The organism is Mycolicibacterium sp. HS_4_1 (genome assembly GCF_054515875.1).
Genome location: NZ_CM137261.1, coordinates 5,476,154 through 5,496,291, shown reverse-complemented (window position 1 = coordinate 5,496,291; position 20,138 = coordinate 5,476,154). Strand labels below are relative to the sequence as shown.

The following is a 20,138-nucleotide window of genomic DNA, read 5'->3' as shown; positions in this document are numbered from 1 at the left end:
GGCGCTGGCGAGTTATCCGCCGAACAGCAGATACAGACCGGTGAACGTGTAGCCGACCATCACCAGCATCATCGCCAGCTGGCCGGTGAGCTGATGCCGCTTGGGCAGCACGCGCAGCGCGCAGTCGTGCGCGGCGACGACGCCGGCGATGTGCCCGGCCACCACGAACAGCACCTTGGTCGTGGCCAGGACCGATGGATGCATGGACAGCAGGTAGTACACGTGCGCGTCGTGCCGGCCGAGCAGCAGGAACACGGTCTGCTGACCTTTCTCGACGAGGTAGGTCAGGTAATGCGCGAACACGTAGCCGATGACGATCGGGATGAGGGAGTGCGCCATCAGGCCGGGCAGCTGCCGGCGCCGGGCCCGGTCCACCCCGCCGGTAGCGCGGGCGGCGAGGCTGAACGACAGTGCCACGGTCGTGACAAACACCGCCAGTCCAACGGTTTTCATCGCGGTGACTTGCCACCCGCCATGCGTATGCGCTTCGACGAAACCCCGCCACGCCGGCGTCGCCGAGAAACTGTCGAAGGCCGTCGAGCCGAGCAGCACCGCAAGCACTGTCACCGTGGCGGGCCGAATCGGCAACGTGGGCAGGTGGTTGAACGGATTGCCGACGGCGATCTGCCCATCGGCGCCCCGCCGCGCCGGAGCGCACCGCGAAGCCACGACGCTGTACACCTCGAACGGGTCGGCGTGCGAGCACCACCGGGTGCCGCACGCCGCGGCCCCGGCCAGCGTCACCCCGAGATAGCTCAGCAGCCAGATTCGCACGGCGACAACCGAACCCGGATCGGGACTGGCCAGCTCGAGCCAGACGAACGCGAACAGGCCGGCCGCCGCGGGCCAGTAGCCCAGCCGCGCGGGATACGCGTCCCGGCTCAGTCGCAGCAGCCGGGTGATGGTCCGCACCGGAGACAGCACGCGCCACACCGGACCGAAAAGCACTGACAGCGCGACGATTCCGACCCACAGCAGCACGTAGAACACACCTGGCAGCGGGTTGCCGGAACCGGGCGGTCCGACGGCCGAGGCCACCGCGACCCAGGCGGCGAACGACAGGGCCAGCAGCCCGACCGTCCACCGGGTGGCGGGAGCGTCCACGGCCGTTGTCACCCACCGCGGCAAGGCCCGGCCTGGCGTTTCCGGATCGAACCGTGGCTTGCGCCAGGCCAGTGCCACCACTGCGAAGGTGAAGGTCAGCGCCCACGCCGCGCCGATGAGGGCGTACGTCAGCGGGATCGGAAGATCACTGGACCCGCCAAGTCCGTGCGCCAGGACAGTTGAGGTCACCGCGTCGGGACGCACAACGTCTACTGCACCGTGATGGTGGCGACAGTCTTGTCCAGGTGGTGCAGTTCGACGTCGACCTTGCCCGGTACGTCCACCGTGAACTGGAACTGCTGGTCCTTCTCCGCCTTGATGTCGAAGGTGTGCTCGGGGTTCGAGTGCACGTGCAGCTGGTCGGGGACGTCACTGTTGACGCGGACGATGATCGGCTGGGAGAGCTTGGCCTGCACCTGCTGGTTGATCGGTGTCGCGGTACCGCCCGCGATGGTCACGTCGATGTAGACGCGCGCCGGCGGGGCCTGCGGATTGCTCAGTTGTGTTGTGCCCGTTGCGGTGGCGCTGGAAGAGCTGCCGGACGCCGACTCGTTCTTGCCGCAGCCGGCGAGCGCCAGCGCCACGACGCCGGCCACGGCGAAGGTCTTCACAAAGGTCACGGGGAACCATCCTCATCAGTCGAACCTGTTGTCTCCGAATCGGTTTCGTCGCCGCCGGAGGTTGAGCTGCCTGATTCGTCCTGGCCTTGGGACCGCCTGTCCCGCATGGCCACCCAGGCCACCACGCCGGCCACGACGAACGCCGGGGCGAACGCCGGCAGTGCCAACAATAGCGAGTGATCGGCCAGATGGGTCACGGCTGTCCGACGGGTTCCCTGGTCTCGGTGGTGCTGAACTGCTCGCGTGAATTGATCCGTCCCGCACCCCAACTCAGCAAGGCGATCAGGATCAGCGAGCACACCAGCACGATCATGGACGCCGCCGGGTACAGCCACGACGGGACGTCGAGGTTGCGTTCGCGCTGCAGAACCTTGATCTCTTCCATGAAGTCACGGGTCGTCGAGATCGCCGGTGTCTCCTCGGCGCCGATACCGGGATCGGCGGGCAGATAGACCGGGACCGCGGCCATGGTCCGGCCGTCCTGCACGCGCAGCACGGTTTTCCAGGTGCCCCACACCGGGATCGGCCGGGTCGACCGGTAATGGCCGGGACCGACCTGCTGGAGGTGGTCGACCACCAGGCCGCGCTCGTGGTCAAGCTTGCCCTGCCAAGCCATCAACGTCACCCATTCCGGGTCGTTGCCGATCAGGTTGGTGGGCGTGATCTGAACATCGGCGTTGACCAGGCGCTGACCCTGCGGGCTCGGCGCGTCGGTGAGGGTGAGCTGCGCGCGGGCGTGTTCGGGAACGGTGATGTGCAGGCCGTTGGCCACGCCACCGGCGATCACCAGCACCGTGGCGACCACGATGCCGATGCCGACCGGGCGTGCGGGCAGGCGCTGGCCGGTGAGCACGAGGGCCAGCAACGCACCACACATGCCCATGCCGATCGCGACTGGCGTCGACATCGTCAGCGCCTCACCCCACATGCTGTTCGGCCACGGGGTGCGGAACATGGCGTCGACCCAGAAGGACTCCAGCCACATGCCGACGGTGCCGACGCCCAGGCCGGCCACCGCGCCGAAGAGGATGGGCCGCTCGGCCAGCGGCGTCAGGCCGATCAGTTCCACCACGATCGCCGAGCCCAGGTAGAGCGCACACCAGCTGTAGGGAGAACCGAGGACGGGCCCGACCATCAAGGCAACCAGGCCGCGGATGAACAGCGCGAAGGCGATGGCGCCGAACGTGGCGTAGCGACCCAGCGTGAGGCGGGTGGCCACCAGCGACATGGCGGCCGCTGCGGCGATCAGCATGGGGTGCAGCACCAGCCGGAACTGTTCGACACCGAAGTCGTATTCGACGGGGAACACCGACAGGCCGATCACCAGACCGCCGAAGGCGAAGTACGGCAACACTTTGTTGCGGGCGGGCGGTGCATCGGCGCCCATCGCGATATCGCCCTCGCGTTCCAGCAGCAACATCGCCACCAGGGACAGTCCGGCACCGCCGATGAGCATCAAATGTGTTGGGCCCCAGAGCGTGACGTCCTGGCCGAAGATGCGGTGCCAGATGTCGTCGAGGGGAAAACCGATCAGCGCGTACAGGCCGCAGCCGGCCATCAGGATGCCGCCGACGGGCGCGTACCAGGTTTTGGTGATCTTGATGGCCGCCGGGCCGGGCTTGTCGTACGGCAGGATGATCGACAGCGATCCGGCGATGAACAGCAGGAACAGCCCGACCAGGATGAAGTAGTGCGCGGGGTTGGCCAGCGGGCCGGCATCGCGGCCCTTACCGATGTGCAGGCTGACATCCCAGATGAAGCCGAACATCGCGCAGATGATCGTGGAGATGAACAGCAGTGAGGGCAGGGCCACCCAGCTGGGCCGGTTCATCTTGCGGCCGGCCGCCTCGGCCAGGTCCTGCAGCCAGGTGATGCGGCGCTGCCGATGCAGATAGCCGATCCACAATAGGCCCGCGGTGATGATGCCCGTTGCCACGGACATCCCGATGACTTGGTCGAGGGCAGCGCCCCCGCCTTCGGTTCCGGCTGCGGCCACCACGGTGACCTGCCCGGCGAGCTGTGCTGCCATGTTCCACCCCACTATGTAGATGAACCCTGAACCTTACTCGTCGGTAATATTGCCAGAAGACCGCGTTTGAAACGGGAGTCCGTCTTCCTTCTCCGGATTTTGACATCATGTGGCAGTCGGAGGGAGGGGTTGCGCCAGATGGCTGACGACGGATCGCGCACCGGTTCGGGCACCGCGTCGCAGCGCAAGTACTCCGGCAGGTCAGCGGAGGAGCGACGGGCGCAGCGGCGTCGGCTGCTGCTGGACGCGGCCGAGGCGCTGTGGCGCGAGGGCGGGCTGTCCGCGCTGAGCGTCCGCGCCGTCTCGGCCCGCGCCAAACTGACCGACCGCTACTTCTACGAGCAGTTTGCCGGCCTCGGTGCGCTGATCGGCGCCGTGATCGACGACGTGCTGGAAGGGCCCTTCGCCGCCATGCTGGGCGCCCTCAATTCACCACCGTCGGTCAGCGTGAGTACTCGGCTGACGCTGGCCCTGGCCGCCTTCATCGAGCACGCCGAGAACGATCCGCTGGCGGTGCGGATCTTCCTGACCGATGCCCGGCACATCGAGTCCGTCGCCGAACACATCCGGGTCGCCCAGCATCGCGTGGCCGCCGCGGTCCTGGCCTTGCTGCAGCCCAACAAGGATGCCGATCAGGAGAGCTTCGATGCGGCACTGTTCTGCGTCGGCGGAGTCGCGATACTGCTCAATGAGCGGCTGCTCGATCCCGCGAAAACCGTTACCGCAGAAGACTTTGCGGGACAGACAGTCCGGTGGTGTGCCCGGATCTTCAGTGCCGTCGAGGATCCGGGCACCCCCGAAAGGTGATCAGGACAGCGCTTTGGCCTTGAGTGCGTCGAACTCGGCCTGGCTGATTGTCCCCGCGTCCAGTAGAGCCTTCGCGTCGGCGATTTCCTGGGCCAGAGAATGGCCCGCCGCCTCCCGGATATAGGCGTCGGTCTCCGACTTGGCCGCGGCGGCCGCTTCACGCGCGCGCTCCGCCATCCCGGGCCCACGCGCGATCAGATAGATCAGAGCCGTCAACCACGGGAACAAGATCAGGAAGACAACCCAGATCGCCTTGGCCCAGCCCGATGTTTTGTGGTCACGCCAGAGCAGATCGCCAAGGATCTGGAACAGCACCAGCAGGTACGCGATCCAGGCGAAGATGATCAGGAAGTGCCACAGAAAATCCCAGCTAGATCCCCAGTTCATGGTTTCCCTCCGTGTCGGCGGCCGCGCAGAAGCTACGCGACCGTCAGTTAATCACGAGCGGCACGGTTCACGGCAGATACCACGGCCCGCAGCGACGCCGTGGTGATCGACGGCGCGATGCCGACACCCCACACCGACTTGCCGCCGATCGAGGCCTCGACGTATGCCGCGGCTTGGGCCTCCTCGCCGGCGGACATGGCGTGCTCGGAGTAGTCCAGTACGTCGACGTCGAACCCGACGGCGCCCAGGGCGTCGATGAAGGCCGCCAGCGGGCCGTTGCCGGCGCCGACGATCTCGCGCTCTTCACCGTCGATCTTGACGATCGCGGTGATGGTGTCGGTGCCGCCGTCCTCTTCGGATGCGTCGACCTTCTGGCGCATGCGCTCCAGCGGGGTGATGGGCGTCAGGTACTCCTCGTTGAAGACGTCCCACATCTCCTTCGGGGAGACCTCGCCGCCCTCGCCGTCGGTGATCTTCTGGATGGCCTGGCTGAACTCCATCTGCAGCCGGCGCGGCAGCACCAGCCCGTGGTCGGCCTTCATGATGTACGCGACCCCGCCCTTGCCGGACTGCGAGTTCACCCGGATGACGGCCTCGTACGTGCGGCCCACGTCTTTGGGATCGATGGGCAGGTACGGCACCTGCCACAGGATGTCGTCGACGTCAGTGTCGGCGGCATCTGCGTCCACCTTCATCTGGTCCAGGCCCTTGTTGATGGCGTCCTGGTGGCTGCCCGAGAAGGCGGTGTACACCAGGTCACCGCCGTAGGGGTGGCGCTCGGCGACGGGCAGCTGGTTGCAGTACTCGACCGTGCGTCGGATCTCGTCGATGTTCGAGAAGTCGATCTGCGGGTCGACACCGCGGCTGAACAGGTTCAGGCCCAGTGTCACCAGGCAGACGTTGCCGGTGCGCTCACCGTTGCCGAACAGGCAGCCCTCGATGCGGTCGGCGCCGGCCAGATAACCCAGCTCGGCGGCCGCGACGCCCTCGCCGCGGTCGTTGTGCGGGTGCAGGCTCAGGATGATCGAGTCGCGCGGGGCCAGGTGCCGGTTCATCCACTCGATCGAGTCGGCGTAGACGTTCGGGGTGGCCATCTCGACGGTCGCCGGCAGATTCACGATCAGCGGCCGGTCGGGGGTGGGCTGGACTACTTCGGCCACCGCGTTGCAGACCTCGACTGCGTATGCCAGCTCGGTGCCGGTGTACGACTCGGGGGAGTACTCGAAGCGCCACAGCGTGCCCGGGTGTTTCTTGGCCTCCTCGACGCACAGCTTCGCGCCGTCGGTGGCGATCTTCTTGACGGCCTCGCGGTCCGCGCGGAAGACCACGCGCCGCTGCAGGATGGACGTCGAGTTGTAGAAGTGCACGATCACGCGCGGGGCGCCGTTGCACGCCTCGAAGGTGCGCTCGATCAGCTCGGGCCGGCACTGCGTCAGGACCTGGATGGTGACGTCGTCGGGGATGGCGCCCTGCTCGATGATCTCGCGGACGAAGTCGAAGTCGGTCTGGCTGGCCGACGGGAAGCCGACCTCGATCTCCTTGTAGCCCATGCGGACCAGCAGGTCGAACATCCGGCGCTTGCGCTCCGGGCTCATCGGGTCGATCAGGGCCTGGTTGCCGTCGCGCAGGTCGACCGCACACCAGCCGGGCGCGGCGGTGGCGACCTTGTCGGGCCAGGTGCGGTCAAACGGAACGTTCGCGGTACCGAATGCCGGGCTCCCGCCCGGCACCTCGTCGGCGAAGCTGCGGTACCGGCTGACGGGCATCGCGGAATTGCGCTGGGTGTTCCAGGCCGGCTGGCCTTCGCGGCGCGGGCCGGCCGGAGTGGTGATGGTGCGTACCGACGAGAAGGAATCGGCAGAAGAATCGGGAGAGTAAGTGGTCACGGTGGTTTGCTCCGGTCTGTCTGGATGGGACCTAGAAGGTCAGGACCGGCGCATCGTCAACCCCCGCGACGGGAGGCCGGTCGGATCAGACCCCGTCGCGGCGTCCGAGGAGGAGCACCCGCGCGTTAAACATCACTGCCGAGTTTACTCCGGTCCAGTAGTTCCCCAAAACCCGGTCGAACCCTCTCGTGCCAAGTTCCTGGCCAGGTGTAATGGCCGCGGCGCCGATTGTGCCGATACAGTTCGTCCGTGTTGACGAGATGGTTGTTGAGCCTGGACCGGAGCTGGAAGATCGGCATCGCGGTCGCGCTCACCGTCGTCGTCGGCCTCGTGGTGTGGCAGACCGAGTTCCGCGGGCCGACACCGGAGTGCAAGCCGGTGCGCGACATGCTCGACTACAACAAGGCGCAGGCCGTGCAGATCGAGTCGAAGATCGACAAGAACGGCAACGGTGTTCCGACCATCGCCGAGGAGACGGCTTACCGGGCCTGGGCGGACGGCATGGCCGAGCGGGCGCAGAAGGTCACCGGTGACAAGGTCGCGGCTCACGCGGTGCAGCTGGCGACGCTGGCGTCGCAATTCGCCTCGGCGCTGGACGCCTACCGGATCGCGGCGCAGGGCCGGGCGCCCGGCGCGCCCGCGCCGACCGAGGCCTACCAGCTGTCAGCGATCAACGCGCAGATCACAGAGCAGATGAAGGCACTGACCGACGCCTGCCCGGCACAGCGGAAACTGACCGACATCTTCTAGACGGGCCAGTTCAGGACGACCTCGTCGAGCGGTAGCCGTTCACGAGGCCGGCCGTCGCGCTCGGCGATGTCGGGACCGGCCTGCGCGTAGTCACCGAGGGTGCCGACGGCGATGACCATCAGTGGGTGCAACGTCCCGGGCAGGCCGAACGCCTCGGCGGCGCCCGGCACGTCGAAGCCGGCCATCGGATGCACGATGAGGCCGCGGGACACTGCCTCGACCGACAGATTCGCCATCGCGGAACCGGCATCCACCGCGCTGTACAGCGCGGTTTTCTCGTCGGGTCCCGCGTCGGCGCACAGCAGGATCAGCGCCGACGCGGCATGGGCGTAGCTGTTGCCGCGTCGCAGCAGTCCGGCGAGAGTGACGAACGTCTCGTCACCCCGAACCCCCACGATGAACCGCACGGGTTGGCGCCCGCCCCAGGTGGCCGCCCACCGCGCCGCCTCCAGCAGTGCCGCCAGATCCTCATGCGGCAGTTCGGCATTGGGGTCGAAAGCACGTGGGCTCCAGCGGGCGGCGATGTCGGGATGGATCGGGACCGACGTCGCGGCGAGTCGATCAGACGCGCGATGCACGTCTGCCAAGCTACCGGGCAACAAAATCGGCTTCGCCCCTCCCTTATCCTTGTGGGCAGCATTGATGCGAATGCAAGCTGGCCAATTCAGAGAAGGAAACGCGAACAGTGGCGCTCGTCGTCCAGAAGTACGGCGGATCTTCGGTGTCGGACGCCGAGCGAATCCGTCGAGTCGCCGAGCGGATCGTCGAAACCAAGAAGGCCGGCAATGACGTCGTCGTCGTGGTCTCGGCCATGGGCGACACCACCGATGATCTGCTGGATCTGGCCCGTCAGGTTTCCCCGGCGCCACCTGCCCGCGAGATGGACATGCTGCTCACCGCGGGTGAGCGCATCTCGAACGCGCTGGTCGCCATGGCCATCGAGTCCCTCGGCGCGCAGGCCCGGTCGTTCACCGGCTCACAGGCCGGCGTGATCACCACCGGCACGCACGGCAACGCCAAGATCATCGACGTCACCCCGACCCGGCTGCGGGAAGCCCTGGACGAGGGATTGATCGTGCTGGTCGCCGGCTTCCAAGGCGTCAGCCAGGACAGCAAGGACGTCACCACGCTGGGCCGCGGCGGCTCGGACACCACCGCCGTGGCGCTGGCCGCCGCCCTGCACGCCGACGTCTGCGAGATCTACACCGATGTTGACGGCATCTTCACCGCCGACCCGCGCATCGTGCCCAATGCCCGCCACCTGGACACCGTCTCCTTCGAGGAGATGCTGGAAATGGCGGCCTGCGGAGCCAAAGTGTTGATGCTGCGCTGCGTGGAATACGCCCGCCGCTACAACGTTCCGATTCACGTCCGGTCCTCGTACTCCAACAAGACCGGCACCATCGTCAAAGGATCGATCGAGGACATCCCCATGGAAGACGCCATCCTCACCGGAGTCGCCCACGACCGCAGCGAGGCGAAAGTCACCGTTGTCGGCGTGCCCGACGTTCCGGGCTATGCCGCCAAGGTGTTCCGCGCGGTCGCTGACGCCGACGTGAACATCGACATGGTGCTGCAGAACATCTCGAAGGTGGAGGACGGCAAGACCGACATCACCTTCACCTGTTCGCGCGAGAACGGCCCGGGCGCCGTCGAGAAGCTGACGTCGCTGAAGGACGAGATCGGTTTCTCGCAGGTGCTGTACGACGACCACATCGGTAAGGTGTCGCTGGTCGGCGCCGGCATGCGCAGCCACCCGGGCGTCACCGCCAAGTTCTGCGAGACGCTGGCCGCGGCCGGCGTCAACATCGATCTCATCTCCACCTCCGAGATCCGAATCTCGGTGCTGGTCAAGGACACTGAGCTGGATACGGCTGTCGCGGCGCTGCACGAGGCCTTCGGCTTCGCCAGCGAAGAGGCCGCGGTGGTCTACGGCGGGACGGGGCGCTGACATGGTCGCGATCGGTGTCGTAGGGGCGACCGGCCAGGTCGGCCAGGTCATGCGCAAACTCCTCGAGGAGCGCGACTTCCCGGCGAGCTCGGTGCGGTTCTTCGCCTCGGCGCGGTCCGAAGGTAAGAAGCTGACGTTCCGCGGCCAGGAGATCGAGGTCGAGAATAGTGAGACCGCCGACCCGTCGGGCCTGGACATCGCGTTGTTCTCCGCCGGCGCGACCATGTCGCGGGTGCAGGCGCCGCGTTTCGCGGCCGCCGGTGCCATCGTCGTCGATAACTCGTCGGCGTGGCGCAAGGATCCCGATGTGCCGCTGGTGGTTTCGGAAGTCAACTTCGACCGGGATGTAGCTGGCCGTGTCCTCCCCAAGGGCATCATCGCCAACCCGAACTGCACCACCATGGCCGCCATGCCGGTGCTCAAGCCGCTGCACGACGAGGCCGGCCTGATCCGGCTGATCGTGTCGAGCTACCAGGCAGTGTCGGGCAGTGGCCTGGCCGGTGTGGACGAGTTGGCCTCGCAAGCCCGCGCGGTGATCTCGGGCGCCGAGCAGCTGGTGCACGACGGATCGGCGCTGGAGTTCCCCGCGCCCGTGAAATACGTTGCGCCCATTGCCTTCAACGTCATTCCGCTGGCCGGCTCGCTGGTTGACGACGGCTCGGGTGAAACCGACGAGGACCAGAAGCTGCGCAACGAGAGTCGCAAGATTCTCGGCATCCCGGAGCTCGCCGTGAGCGGCACGTGCGTGCGCGTGCCGGTGTTCACCGGACACTCGCTGTCGATCAATGCCGAGTTCGCGCAGCCGCTTTCGGCGGAGCGGGCCCGCGAGCTGCTGGCCGACGCGGCCGGTGTCTCGCTGGTCGACGTGCCGACGCCGCTGGCCGCCGCCGGCGCCGACGACTCGCTGGTGGGTCGCATCCGCCAGGACCCGGGTGTGCCCGACGGTCGTGGCCTCGCGCTGTTCGTCTCGGGGGACAACCTGCGAAAAGGTGCGGCACTCAACACTGTTCAGATCGCCGAACTGCTCGCCGCCAAGTAGATATCCGCCAAATCGACGAAATGGTTGCTGCCACCAGGGTGTCAGCAACCATTTCATTGTTTTCGGCCCTGATTGTCGCGGCGCCGATCGCGCGGGCCGATCCGCCTGCGCCCGTGCCCACACCGGTACTCAAACCGCTGACGGTCGGTGAAGTGACGCGCATCGGTCCAGTGGCCGGAACCGGCACGCCGACAGCCGATTACGGCATCGGGGCCACCGATCTCTGTGAGTTCATGGAGTTCCCCAGCGGCATCCTGGAAATCTGCGGCGACAGCTTCGCGGGGCAGGGTGTCGGATTCGGCGGCTGGTACGCGCCCGTCGCGCTGCATGTCGACACCGACTCCGTCAATTCACCCGACGGACTTCGCTACCGCGGCGCCACGGGTATCGACAAGCCACTGCTGGCCGACCCCAAAGTTCCTGGCACGTCCCAACTTCCGGCCGGTGTGGTCAGCATCAACAGGGAAAACTACGTGCTGATCACCACCACCAAGGACCTGGTGCCCGCCAGTTCGCGGCTGGTGAAGGCCGACCCCGCGCGCGGGGCGTGGCCGACCGTGCCGGGGTCCGTGCGGCTGGCCAAATACGCCGGGGGAGCGCAGAGCCAGATCACGGGGTACTACGACCCGGTGCCCACCGCCGACTCGCCGCGTGGCTGGGTGTACATCGTCGCCAACAACTTCGACCGCAGCAGTCCGGCCTTCCTCTACCGCGCGATGCCGCAGTCGTTCACCGACCGGTCCAGCTGGCAGGGCTGGTCCGCTGCCGCGGGCTGGGGTAAGCCGCCAACCCCGTTGTGGGGCGACCGAATCGGTGAGATGAGCATGAAGCAGGTCGACGGCAAGACCGTGCTGTCCTACTTCAACGGCAGCACCGGCAACATGGAGGTCCGGGTCGCGAACACGCCGACCGAGCTGGGTACCGCCCCGGTCACCACCGTGGTGGTCGCCGGCGGCTGGCCTGAGCAGGCCGACGAACTGCCTGCGCCACAGGACAATCAGCTGGCCCAGCCGTACGGCGGCTACATCTCTCCGGGCTCGACGCTCGACGAGCTGCGGATCCTGGTCAGCCAGTGGAACACCACGCCACGCGATACCGCGCCGTACCGCGTCATCCAGTTCGCGGTGAATCCGGTCAAGCCGTAGGTGCCGTCAGCGCAGCACCAAGTCGACCCCGGCGCTGTCGAACACCTCAAGCAGCCCGGTCCAGGTGTGGGAGTCCAAGGCCTTCTTGACTTTTGAGCTGTCGGTCAGCACGAAGCGGAACGGCTCGTCGTCCGGGGTGCCGAAGTCGCCGCCGAGGCAGTCGGCCAGTGCGTCGAGATTGCTGCCGAAATAGCCGCCGGGGCCGCCCACCGCATGGCCCAACTCGGTGAAAAGGTCTGCGCGGGAACGGATGTGCGCGCCACGCACGGTGAAGGTCTTCACGCTCCTCCAATCTGGCAGAACGTCTCGTAGTGATCGCCGGTGTAGAAGAACTCCGGTGGGTTGGCCGGCGGCTCTCCGCCGGTGATGACTCTCCGCGTGCCGCGGGTCTTCGCGCCGGGCGTCGGCACCGTGTACTCGTGGTAGTAACCGCGCTGCTGGTTGGGCAGCCGGTGCTCGAAATTGCCGAACACGATGCCGTCCCGCGAGGAGGGGAACGGCCCGCCGTGGTGGATCAGATTGACGGTGGTGCCGGCCTCGGCAGGCAGCGACGACAGCTGGCAGACGGGCAGCCCGGACGTGCTCTTGGCCGTCGACGACGGCCCTGCCGACGGCGCATGCGACGCGGCCGTCGGACCCGGCCCGGTCAGCGTGGCGGACTGCCTGGCACACGCCGGGATGAGGGGCAGAAGCAACGCGGTGCCGCACGCGAAGACCACGGCGCGCAGGATGGTTCTGGACATCGCACCTTTTCTGCCGCGTTCTCGAAATCGGAGCATCGGCCGGCCCCCAAAGCCCGGCCGATGCTTCCGCTACAGAGGCCACGCTACCGCGCCACGCGCCTCATAGCTGATTCTTACGCGCAACCCAGCCACGGCTGTGGTTGATGGACGGATCATCGATGACATGAGTGACGACACCCCTAAAGCAAACCCCGAGACGCCGGACACCCCGACGGACTCCTTCCCGCCCGTCCCCGCAGCCACCGCGGTGGCCGCGCCGGTCGTCGAGCACAAGCCCAGCAAACTCAACAAGGTGCTGGCCTGGGTCGGCATCGTCGCCGGCATCGTGTTCATCGTTGCGACGATCTTCTTCTCCGGCTTCATCCTCGGCGCGCATTCCGGTGGCGGCCACCACGGTTGGTACAAGCACCACCGGGGACAGGACACCTCGGAATTCCGAGAGGGTCACGGTCCGCGCGGCGGCGGTATGTGGCACCCGATGTTCCCCGGCGGTCCGGGCTGGCAGGGCGGCCCGAACGGTCCCGGCTGGCAGGGCCCCGGCGGACAAGGCCAGGGCGGCCCCGGCATGCAAGCACCCGGCCAGCCCGGTCCGGCCCAGCCCGGACGCTGACCCCACCCAGTCCCGCATCAAGCGACAGGCCGTGCCCGATCAGGGTGCGGCCTGTCGTCTGTTCGGGGAACGTGGCCGGTCACTGGCATTATCGGAGTCATGACTGCGCGCCCGCTCTGGTTCACAGCCTGCGTCATCGCTGCACTGGTCGCTGCGCCCGCTGCGGCTGCCAAACCGTCGGACCCCGGTGTCGTGTCGTACGCAGTCCTCGGCAAGGGGTCGGTGGGCAACGTGGTCGGCGCGCCGATGGGCTGGGAGTCCACCTTCACCTCGCCGTACCAGGGCTTCTTCGTCGACCTCCCGGTGTGCAACAACTGGGGCGACATCGGCTTGCCCGAGGTGTACGACGACCCGGACCTGGCATCGTTCAACGGTGCCGTGACACAGACGTCGGCCACCGACGACAGCCACTCGGCCAAGCAGGCCGTGGGAGTGTTCGCGACCTCGGAGGCTGCGGCACGCGCGTTCCACCGGGTCGTCGACCGCACCGCCGGATGTTCGGGGCAGACCACCGCGATGCACCTCGAGGACGGCCGCACCCAGGTCTGGAGTTTCGCGGGGACGCAAGCCGGCCCGACGGACGAGGCGTGGGTCAAGCAGGAGGCGGACACCGATCGCCGCTGTTTCGTGCAGACCCGGCTGCGCGAGAACGTTCTGCTGCAGGCGAAAGTCTGCCAGTCCGGCAACGCCGGTTTGGCGGTCAACGTGCTGGCCGGAGCCATGCAGAACACCCTGGGGCAATGACGGTGTCCTGGGTGAGCCAGGTATCGCACAAATATGGCGCAGACTTTTGTCGGTGCCCCATGGCATCGTCGGACGAACACGTAATGCTCGGGACGCGTCTGAACTAGGCAATCCAGACTTGGTCCGGGAACACCAACCAACGGATGCGGGGGCCACCCCGATTCTTCGGAAGGGGATGTTCAGATCGGCACCGCTACTGCCGTGCGCCGTCCGCACGCCGAATACCCGCAGTTGTCGAGCGCGTACGGCGCCGCGCTCCTGGTCGGCGGGGTTTGCCTGCGGGACGGGCCGGTGGGGCGCGTCGGTCTCGAACTCGAGGCGCACTGCTTCGATCTGTCGGACTTGTCGCGGCGGCCCGCTTGGACTGAGTTGACCGAAGCGGTCGCGGCGGTGCCGCAGTTGCCCGGCGGCAGCGCGATCACGATGGAACCCGGTGGCGCCATCGAGCTGTCGGGGCCACCACTGGACGGTGCGGGCGCCGCGATCGCGGCGATGCAGGCGGACCAAGAGGTACTGCGGGAATCATTGCGGCGCCACGGGTTGGGCCTGTTGCGGGCGGGGGTGGATCCGCTCCGACCGCAGGCCCGCGTCAACCCCGGCGGCCGGTACCGGGCCATGGAGGAGTTCTTCGCGGCCGGCGGCACGGGTGCGGCCGGGGCGGCGATGATGACCTCGACGGCCTCGCTGCAGATCAACGTGGACGCCGGCCCGCGGGACGGCTGGGCTGACCGGGTTCGGCTGGCCCACGCCCTGGGCCCGACCATGATCGCCGTGTCGGCGAGCTCGCCGATGCTGGGCGGAGAATTCACCGGTTGGCAGAGCACGCGCCAGCGGATCTGGGGCCAGCTGGACACTGCGCGCTGCGGGCCGATCCTCGGCGCCAGCGGTGACGACCCGGCGAGCGACTGGGCGCGGTACGCCCTGAAGGCGCCGGTGATGCTGGTGCACACGCCGGAGGCGCAGCCGATCACCGAATGGGTGCCGTTCGCCGACTGGGCGGACGGGCGGACGCTGCTCGGTGGTCGCCGGCCGACCGAGGCCGACTTGGACTACCACCTCACGACGCTGTTCCCGCCGGTCCGGCCGCGGCGCTGGCTGGAGATCCGCTACCTCGACGCCCTGTCCGACGACCTGTGGCCGGCGGTGGTGTTCACCCTCGTGGCGTTGCTCGACGATGCCCGGTTGTCGCAGACTGCTTGGGAGGCAACAGAATCGGTGGCCACCGCGTGGGATCAGGCGGCCCGGGCGGGGCTGGCCGACCCGCGCTTGCGCGCCTCGGCCGTGCGATGTGTGCAAGCCGCCGCCGAGGTCGCACCGGCCGACGTGGCGGACTCGATGGATCGGCTGCTGCGACAGGTGACGCAAGGGCGTAGCGCGGCCGACGATTTCGCGGACCGGGTCGTCGCGCATGGAATCGATTCGGCCATCACCGGGTTGGCACATGATGACCGGCTGAAAGGTGGGGTGTGAGTACGCGCGAGCTGTTGGCCCGAGGGTTGGCCAGAGCCCGGGACCGGACGCTGGCCCTGGTCGAGTTCGACGACGCCGAACTGCTGCGCCAGTACGACCCGCTGATGAGCCCTCTGGTGTGGGACCTCGCGCATATCGGTCAGCAGGAAGAACTGTGGCTGTTGCGTGGTGGCGACCTGAACCGGCCCGGGCTGCTGCCGCCGGAGGTGGACGGCCTCTACGACGCGTTCGTGCATTCGCGCGCCAGCCGGGTGTCCCTGCCGTTGCTGCCGCCGACCGATGCACGCGCCTTCTGCCGCACCATCCGGTCCAAAGCCCTTGACGCCCTTGACCGCCTGCCTGACGAGCCCGCTGCCGAGTTTCCCTTCGCCCTGGTGATCAGTCACGAGAACCAGCACGACGAGACCATGCTGCAGGCATTGAACCTGCGCAGCGGCCCACCGCTGCTGGGGCCGGGCATGGTGTTGCCGCCCGGGCGCGGCGGGGTGGCGGGCACCTCGGTGCTGGTGCCCGGTGGTCCGTTCGTGCTCGGCGTCGATGCCGCCGATGAGCCGTTCGCACTCGACAACGAGGGACCCGCGCACGTCGTGGACGTGCCGTCGTTCCGGATCGGGAGGGTGCCGGTCACCAACGCCGAGTGGCATGAGTTCATCGCCGACGGCGGTTATCGGCAACCGCGGTGGTGGTCCGCGGCCGGCTGGGAGCATCGGCAGCAGGCGGGCCTGGCGGCACCGCAGTTCTGGAGTGCCGACGGCACCAGCCGGGTGTGGTTCGGCCATGTCGAGGAACTGCCGCCCGACGAACCCGTGCAGCATGTCAGCTTCTATGAAGCCGAGGCCTACGCCGCGTGGGCGGGTGCACGGCTGCCCACCGAGGTGGAGTGGGAGAAGGCCTGCGTCTGGGACCCGGCGACGGGAGCGCGGCGCCGATTCCCTTGGGGGGCAACCGAACCCGACGAGTACCGGGCCAACCTCGGCGGCGGCGCGCTGCGTCCGGCGCCGGTGGGGGCCTACCCCGACGGCGCCTCGGCCTACGGTGCCGAACAGTTGCTCGGCGATGTGTGGGAGTGGACCACGTCGCCGCTGCGACCGTGGCCGGGTTTCACGCCGATGATCTACGACCGCTATTCGCAGCCGTTCTTCGAAGGCGCCGGCAGCGGTGACTACCGGGTGCTGCGCGGCGGCTCCTGGGCGGTGGCAGGTGACATCCTGCGGCCCAGCTTCCGTAACTGGGACCATCCGATCCGTCGGCAGATATTCTCCGGCGTGCGGCTCGCCTGGTCCGTCGAGAGCGAGGGCAGCTGATGTGTCGCCACCTGGGCTGGCTCGGTGCTCCCGTCTCGGTGTCGTCGCTGATCCTGGAACCCGCGAACGGGCTTCTGGTGCAGTCCTATTCGCCCCGGCGGCAAAGGCACGGGTTGCTCAATGCCGATGGCTGGGGCGTCGGCTTCTTCGATGGCGTGACACCGCGACGCTGGCGCAGTGCCGCCCCGTTGTGGGGCGATGCGTCGCTGGCATCGGTGGCACCGGCGCTGCGCAGCGGGTGTGTGGTCGCCGCCGTCCGCTCGGCGACGGTCGGGATGCCCATCGAGCCCTCGGCGTCGGCGCCGTTCACCGATGGTGAGTGGCTGTTGTCGCACAACGGCGTCGTCGACCGCGCGGTGCTGCCCGTGTCCCGGGCGGCGGAATCGACCGTGGACAGCGCGATGCTGGCCGCCCACATCTTTACCCGGGGGCTGGACAGTCTGGCGGACACCGTGCGCGAGGTCGGGGAATCCGACCCGTCGGCGCGGCTGAACATCCTGGTTGCCAACGGTTCCCGAATGCTGGCCACCGTGTGGGGCGACACGTTGTCGGTGCTGCGTCGCCCCGACGGGGTGGTGCTGGCCAGCGAGCCCTACGACGACCACCCGGACTGGCAGGACATCGGCGACCGTCATCTCGTCGAGGTGACGGCCGCCGGGGTCGAGGTAACAGCGCTGCTATGAACTGGAGAAGAGGACCGCAATGACACCGAGTAAGACGGCACCCCTGCTGATCAATCAGCTCGCTGCCGACTGGGCGCCCCGGGCGCTGCGACGCGATGTTCGGGAGGGCCTGTCGCTGTCGCCGAAATCGTTGCCGCCCAAGTGGTTCTATGACGCCGTCGGAAGTGATCTGTTCGACCAGATCACCCGCCTGCCCGAGTACTACCCGACCCGCACCGAGGCGCACATCCTGCACGAGGCCGCCGGCGCCATCGTGGCAGCCTCTGGCGCGGACACGCTGGTCGAGTTGGGCAGCGGTACGTCGGAGAAGACGCGGATCCTGCTCGATGCGTTCCGTGACGCCGCTGCGTTGCGCCGGTTCGTGGCGTTCGACGTCGACGAGAACGTGCTCAGCGCGGCGCTCGCCCAGCTTTCCGACGAGTACGACGGTGTCGAGATCAGTGGGGTACGAGGCGATTTCGAACAGCACCTGGGCGAGCTACCCGTCGCCGGCCGTAGGCTGATCGTGTTCCTCGGGTCGACGATCGGCAACCTGACGGCCGGTCCGCGGGCCGAGTTCCTCGAGAGCTTGGCCGGTGCAATGCGGCCGGGCGACACGCTGTTGCTCGGCACCGACCTGGTGAAGGACATCACCCGGCTGGTGGCGGCGTACGACGACAGCGCCGGAGTTACTGCGCAGTTCAACCGCAACGTCCTGGCGGTGGTGAATCGCGAGCTGGACGCTGATTTCGATCTCGACCGCTTCGAACATGTGGCACGATGGAACACCGAACACGAACGTATCGAGATGTGGCTGAGGTCCGTTGCCGCGCAACGGGTTCAGATACGCGAGTTGGATCTTTCGGCGGAGTTCGAGGCGGGTGAGGAGATGTTGACCGAGGTGTCGTGCAAGTTCCGCCCCGAGGGCGTCGCGGCCGAGTTGGCGGCCGCTGGACTGCGTCAGACCGACTGGTGGACCGATCCGGCAGGGGACTTCGGCCTGTCGCTGGCGGTCAAGCCGGACCTGCGGACGTGAGCGGGGCCGACCCCGCCGTCGCGCACCTGTGGCGCGCTGCCCGGCCCAAGCCGCTGGGTCTGCACTTCGACAACGCTGCCTGTTCGCGGCAGAGCTTCGCCGTCATCGACGCCGCTGCCCAGCACGCCCGGCTGGAGGCGCAGGTCGGCGGTTATGTCGCCGCGGAAGCGGCGGAGCCCGTGCTGGAGGCCGGGCGGGCCGCGGTGGCCACGCTGACCGGGATGTCCGCCGGCGACGTCGTATTCACCACGGGTTCGGCCAACGCGCTCAACCTCCTGCTGAGCAGTTGGGACGGTGAAAAGACCGTCGCCTGCCTGCCGGGCGAGTACGGCCCCAACCTGGTGATCATGGAAGCCAACGGATTCACGGTCCGGGAGCTGCCGGTCGACGATCAAGGGCGGCTCGACGTCGAGGTGGCGGTCGCGGTGATGCAGGACGACCCGCCGGCGCTGGCCCATCTGACGGCGCTCGGCAGCCACCGCGGCGTGGCGCAGCCGTTGTCCGAGTTCGTCGCGGCATGCCACGCGCTCGGCGTGCCGGTGGCGGTAGACGCGGCTCAGGCGCTCGGTCACCTGGACTGCGCCGTGTCGCCCGACGTCATCTACGCGTCGTCGCGCAAATGGCTGGCCGGGCCGCGCGGCGTCGGGGTGCTGGCCATACGTTCGTCGGTGTCGCACCGGCTTCGTCCGCGCATTCCGCTGCCGGAGTGGGGCACACCGTTGCCGGTCTTGAAGCGACTGGACCTGGGTGAGGCCAATATTGCTGCCCGCGTGGCCTTTTCGATGGCGCTCGAGGAGCATCTGGCGGCCGGGCCGGAGCTGGTGCGGACCCGGCTGGCCGAGGTGGGACGGCACACCCGAACTGCGCTGGCGGGCTTGCCCGGCTGGCGGGTGGTCGAGAATCTGGATGAGCCCACGGCCATCACCACGCTGGAGCCGACTCGCGGCGCCGATCCGAACTCCGTGCGCACCAAGCTGATTGCCGAACACCGCGTCGTCACCACCGTGGCGGGGATCGAGCGGGCGCCGTTCGAGATGAAGATTCCGGTGCTGCGGGTCTCGCCTCACGTCGACGTCACCGCCGAAGAATTGGAGTCCTTCGCCGGTGCGCTGACTGCGGCATCGGCCTGAGCGGAGTCGTCAGGCCTTGTGCGCCGTGAGCAGGAACGCCGGCATCTTCAGGCGGCCCTTCTCGTCCAGGGCATGCGGCGGCATTTCGAAGGTGGGCCGGCCGGGACCGGCGGGCAGTCGGGCGGGCATGCTCGCATGGATGAAGGCCGGCCGAATGTCGTCGATAGCCCAGTACTTTCCGACGGCCTCGCGCAACTCGTCTTCGGTGACCTCGTTGGGCTTCTGTTCGGCCCCCGCGGGGAAAGCGCCTTTGGCGAACACCAAAATGAAGTACGTGGCGCCCGGCGCGGCCGCACGGAACACCACCTGCTGGTAGGCGTCGCGGGCTTCCACCGGCAGCGAGTGGAACAACGTCGAATCCATGATGGTGTCGAACCGGCCGTCAAAACCCGTGAAGGTGGTGATGTCGTCCTGGACGAACGTGGCGTTGGGCAGATTCCGTTCGGCGGCAGCCTTTTTCGCAGCGGCGACCGCGGTGGGCGTGAGTTCGATGCCGACCACGCGGTAACCCTCGGCGGCGAGTGCGAGCGACAGTTCGGCGTAGCCGCAGCCGGCGTCGAGCACCTCGCCGGTTACCTTGCCGGCGGCGATCAGTGCCGCCAACTCGGGCTGCGGTTCGCCGATGTTCCACGGCGGTGGCCCGTCGAATCCGCCTTCTTCGCGATAGGCGCTGTCCCAGTCCATCACCTCGTTGGAGTCCGTCATGGCTCCAACGTACGCC

The 20,138-nt window shown here is 67.9% G+C and carries 22 protein-coding genes; 12 read left to right on the top strand and 10 right to left on the bottom strand.

Annotated features, from left to right (window positions below; genetic code table 11):
- Window positions 1-12 precede the first annotated feature (12 nt).
- The 4 genes from ACX12F_RS26660 to ACX12F_RS26645 are packed head-to-tail and all read right to left on the bottom strand — an operon-like array spanning window position 13 to window position 3,753.
- Window positions 13-1,293 carry a hypothetical protein gene (locus ACX12F_RS26660; RefSeq protein ID WP_459367246.1) on the bottom strand — a complete coding sequence of 427 codons (1,281 nt, stop codon included), beginning with the start codon at window positions 1,291-1,293 and terminating at the stop codon, window positions 13-15.
- A gap of 20 nt (window positions 1,294-1,313) precedes the next feature.
- Window positions 1,314-1,724, bottom strand: coding sequence for a hypothetical protein (locus tag ACX12F_RS26655; RefSeq protein WP_459367245.1), 411 nt, complete (start codon window positions 1,722-1,724; stop codon window positions 1,314-1,316).
- A complete protein-coding gene (locus ACX12F_RS26650) occupies window positions 1,721-1,921 on the bottom strand; it encodes a hypothetical protein (protein WP_459367244.1) in 201 nt (66 codons plus the stop codon). The genes ACX12F_RS26655 and ACX12F_RS26650 overlap by 4 nt, the downstream gene beginning before the upstream one ends.
- Window positions 1,918-3,753 carry a hypothetical protein gene (locus ACX12F_RS26645; RefSeq protein ID WP_459367243.1) on the bottom strand — a complete coding sequence of 612 codons (1,836 nt, stop codon included), beginning with the start codon at window positions 3,751-3,753 and terminating at the stop codon, window positions 1,918-1,920. Before ACX12F_RS26645 ends, ACX12F_RS26650 begins: the two co-directional genes overlap by 4 nt.
- A 138-nt stretch (window positions 3,754-3,891) precedes the next feature.
- On the opposite strand from ACX12F_RS26645, the gene ACX12F_RS26640 reads away from it, so the two are divergent.
- Window positions 3,892-4,560 (top strand): TetR/AcrR family transcriptional regulator, encoded by a 669-nt coding sequence (locus ACX12F_RS26640; RefSeq protein WP_459367242.1) that lies wholly within the window; start codon window positions 3,892-3,894, stop codon window positions 4,558-4,560.
- Here the strand turns inward: ACX12F_RS26640 and ACX12F_RS26635 are convergent, their stop codons facing one another.
- Together ACX12F_RS26635 and leuA are read right to left on the bottom strand one after the other, a co-directional pair.
- On the bottom strand, window positions 4,561-4,947 hold the full coding sequence (locus ACX12F_RS26635; RefSeq protein WP_459367241.1) for an SHOCT domain-containing protein: 387 nt from the start codon (window positions 4,945-4,947) through the stop codon (window positions 4,561-4,563). It lies immediately after the preceding gene.
- A gap of 47 nt (window positions 4,948-4,994) precedes the next feature.
- Window positions 4,995-6,833, bottom strand: coding sequence for a 2-isopropylmalate synthase (gene leuA, locus ACX12F_RS26630; protein WP_459367240.1), 1,839 nt, complete (start codon window positions 6,831-6,833; stop codon window positions 4,995-4,997).
- A gap of 249 nt (window positions 6,834-7,082) precedes the next feature.
- On the opposite strand from leuA, the gene ACX12F_RS26625 reads away from it, so the two are divergent.
- Complete coding sequence (locus tag ACX12F_RS26625) at window positions 7,083-7,583, top strand: hypothetical protein (protein ID WP_459367239.1); 501 nt, start codon at window positions 7,083-7,085, stop codon at window positions 7,581-7,583.
- Here ACX12F_RS26625 and ACX12F_RS26620 read toward each other — a convergent pair.
- A complete protein-coding gene (locus ACX12F_RS26620; RefSeq protein ID WP_459367238.1) occupies window positions 7,580-8,161 on the bottom strand; it encodes a nitroreductase family protein in 582 nt (193 codons plus the stop codon). The genes ACX12F_RS26625 and ACX12F_RS26620 overlap by 4 nt on opposite strands.
- 107 nt (window positions 8,162-8,268) lie before the next feature.
- Here ACX12F_RS26620 and ACX12F_RS26615 point away from each other — a divergent pair, with 107 nt between their 5' ends.
- The 3 genes from ACX12F_RS26615 to ACX12F_RS26605 are packed head-to-tail and all read left to right on the top strand — an operon-like array spanning window position 8,269 to window position 11,718.
- Window positions 8,269-9,534, top strand: a complete 1,266-nt coding sequence (locus tag ACX12F_RS26615; protein WP_459367237.1) for an aspartate kinase — start codon at window positions 8,269-8,271, stop codon at window positions 9,532-9,534.
- A 1-nt stretch (window position 9,535) separates the two neighbouring features.
- Entirely contained in the window at window positions 9,536-10,573 is a 1,038-nt protein-coding gene (locus ACX12F_RS26610) for an aspartate-semialdehyde dehydrogenase (protein ID WP_459367236.1), read from the top strand.
- 20 nt (window positions 10,574-10,593) lie between these two features.
- Window positions 10,594-11,718: a DUF4185 domain-containing protein gene (locus ACX12F_RS26605; protein ID WP_459367235.1), complete on the top strand. Its 1,125-nt coding sequence runs from the start codon at window positions 10,594-10,596 to the stop codon at window positions 11,716-11,718.
- Window positions 11,719-11,724: 6 nt separating this feature from the next.
- On the opposite strand, the gene ACX12F_RS26600 is transcribed toward ACX12F_RS26605, so the two are convergent.
- Entirely contained in the window at window positions 11,725-12,000 is a 276-nt protein-coding gene (locus tag ACX12F_RS26600; RefSeq protein ID WP_459367234.1) for a barstar family protein, read from the bottom strand.
- Window positions 11,997-12,461, bottom strand: coding sequence for a guanyl-specific ribonuclease (locus ACX12F_RS26595; RefSeq protein ID WP_459367233.1), 465 nt, complete (start codon window positions 12,459-12,461; stop codon window positions 11,997-11,999). Before ACX12F_RS26595 ends, ACX12F_RS26600 begins: the two co-directional genes overlap by 4 nt.
- Window positions 12,462-12,624: 163 nt before the next feature.
- Between ACX12F_RS26595 and ACX12F_RS26590 the strand changes: the two genes are divergently transcribed.
- From ACX12F_RS26590 to egtE, 7 genes are all read left to right on the top strand, one after another.
- Complete coding sequence (locus tag ACX12F_RS26590; protein ID WP_459367232.1) at window positions 12,625-13,071, top strand: hypothetical protein; 447 nt, start codon at window positions 12,625-12,627, stop codon at window positions 13,069-13,071.
- Window positions 13,072-13,170: 99 nt separating this feature from the next.
- The gene (locus ACX12F_RS26585) at window positions 13,171-13,815 is read left to right on the top strand and encodes a sensor domain-containing protein (RefSeq protein WP_459367231.1); all 645 of its coding nucleotides are present in this window, start codon (window positions 13,171-13,173) and stop codon (window positions 13,813-13,815) included.
- Window positions 13,816-14,016: 201 nt separating this feature from the next.
- The gene (egtA, locus tag ACX12F_RS26580; RefSeq protein WP_459367230.1) at window positions 14,017-15,285 is read left to right on the top strand and encodes an ergothioneine biosynthesis glutamate--cysteine ligase EgtA; all 1,269 of its coding nucleotides are present in this window, start codon (window positions 14,017-14,019) and stop codon (window positions 15,283-15,285) included.
- Window positions 15,282-16,589, top strand: a complete 1,308-nt coding sequence (gene egtB / locus ACX12F_RS26575) for an ergothioneine biosynthesis protein EgtB (protein WP_459367229.1) — start codon at window positions 15,282-15,284, stop codon at window positions 16,587-16,589. Before egtA ends, egtB begins: the two co-directional genes overlap by 4 nt.
- On the top strand, window positions 16,589-17,272 hold the full coding sequence (egtC, locus tag ACX12F_RS26570; protein WP_459367228.1) for an ergothioneine biosynthesis protein EgtC: 684 nt from the start codon (window positions 16,589-16,591) through the stop codon (window positions 17,270-17,272). Before egtB ends, egtC begins: the two co-directional genes overlap by 1 nt.
- 19 nt (window positions 17,273-17,291) lie before the next feature.
- The gene (gene egtD / locus ACX12F_RS26565; RefSeq protein WP_459367227.1) at window positions 17,292-18,287 is read left to right on the top strand and encodes an L-histidine N(alpha)-methyltransferase; all 996 of its coding nucleotides are present in this window, start codon (window positions 17,292-17,294) and stop codon (window positions 18,285-18,287) included.
- Window positions 18,284-19,417 carry an ergothioneine biosynthesis PLP-dependent enzyme EgtE gene (gene egtE, locus ACX12F_RS26560; protein WP_459367226.1) on the top strand — a complete coding sequence of 378 codons (1,134 nt, stop codon included), beginning with the start codon at window positions 18,284-18,286 and terminating at the stop codon, window positions 19,415-19,417. The genes egtD and egtE overlap by 4 nt, the downstream gene beginning before the upstream one ends.
- A 9-nt stretch (window positions 19,418-19,426) precedes the next feature.
- Here the strand turns inward: egtE and ACX12F_RS26555 are convergent, their stop codons facing one another.
- Window positions 19,427-20,122 carry a class I SAM-dependent methyltransferase gene (locus ACX12F_RS26555; protein WP_459367225.1) on the bottom strand — a complete coding sequence of 232 codons (696 nt, stop codon included), beginning with the start codon at window positions 20,120-20,122 and terminating at the stop codon, window positions 19,427-19,429.
- Window positions 20,123-20,138 lie beyond the last annotated feature (16 nt).

Coding starts and splice junctions, on each gene's coding strand:
- egtC (WP_459367228.1), top strand. CDS start 16,589: ATGTGTCGCCACCTGGGCTGGCTCGGTGCTCCCGTCTCGGTGTCGTCG.
- ACX12F_RS26585 (WP_459367231.1), top strand. CDS start 13,171: ATGACTGCGCGCCCGCTCTGGTTCACAGCCTGCGTCATCGCTGCACTG.
- ACX12F_RS26635 (WP_459367241.1), bottom strand. CDS start 4,947: ATGAACTGGGGATCTAGCTGGGATTTTCTGTGGCACTTCCTGATCATC.
- ACX12F_RS26605 (WP_459367235.1), top strand. CDS start 10,594: ATGGTTGCTGCCACCAGGGTGTCAGCAACCATTTCATTGTTTTCGGCC.
- ACX12F_RS26555 (WP_459367225.1), bottom strand. CDS start 20,122: ATGACGGACTCCAACGAGGTGATGGACTGGGACAGCGCCTATCGCGAA.
- ACX12F_RS26610 (WP_459367236.1), top strand. CDS start 9,536: ATGGTCGCGATCGGTGTCGTAGGGGCGACCGGCCAGGTCGGCCAGGTC.
- ACX12F_RS26590 (WP_459367232.1), top strand. CDS start 12,625: ATGAGTGACGACACCCCTAAAGCAAACCCCGAGACGCCGGACACCCCG.
- ACX12F_RS26645 (WP_459367243.1), bottom strand. CDS start 3,753: ATGGCAGCACAGCTCGCCGGGCAGGTCACCGTGGTGGCCGCAGCCGGA.
- egtD (WP_459367227.1), top strand. CDS start 17,292: ATGACACCGAGTAAGACGGCACCCCTGCTGATCAATCAGCTCGCTGCC.
- ACX12F_RS26640 (WP_459367242.1), top strand. CDS start 3,892: ATGGCTGACGACGGATCGCGCACCGGTTCGGGCACCGCGTCGCAGCGC.
- ACX12F_RS26595 (WP_459367233.1), bottom strand. CDS start 12,461: ATGTCCAGAACCATCCTGCGCGCCGTGGTCTTCGCGTGCGGCACCGCG.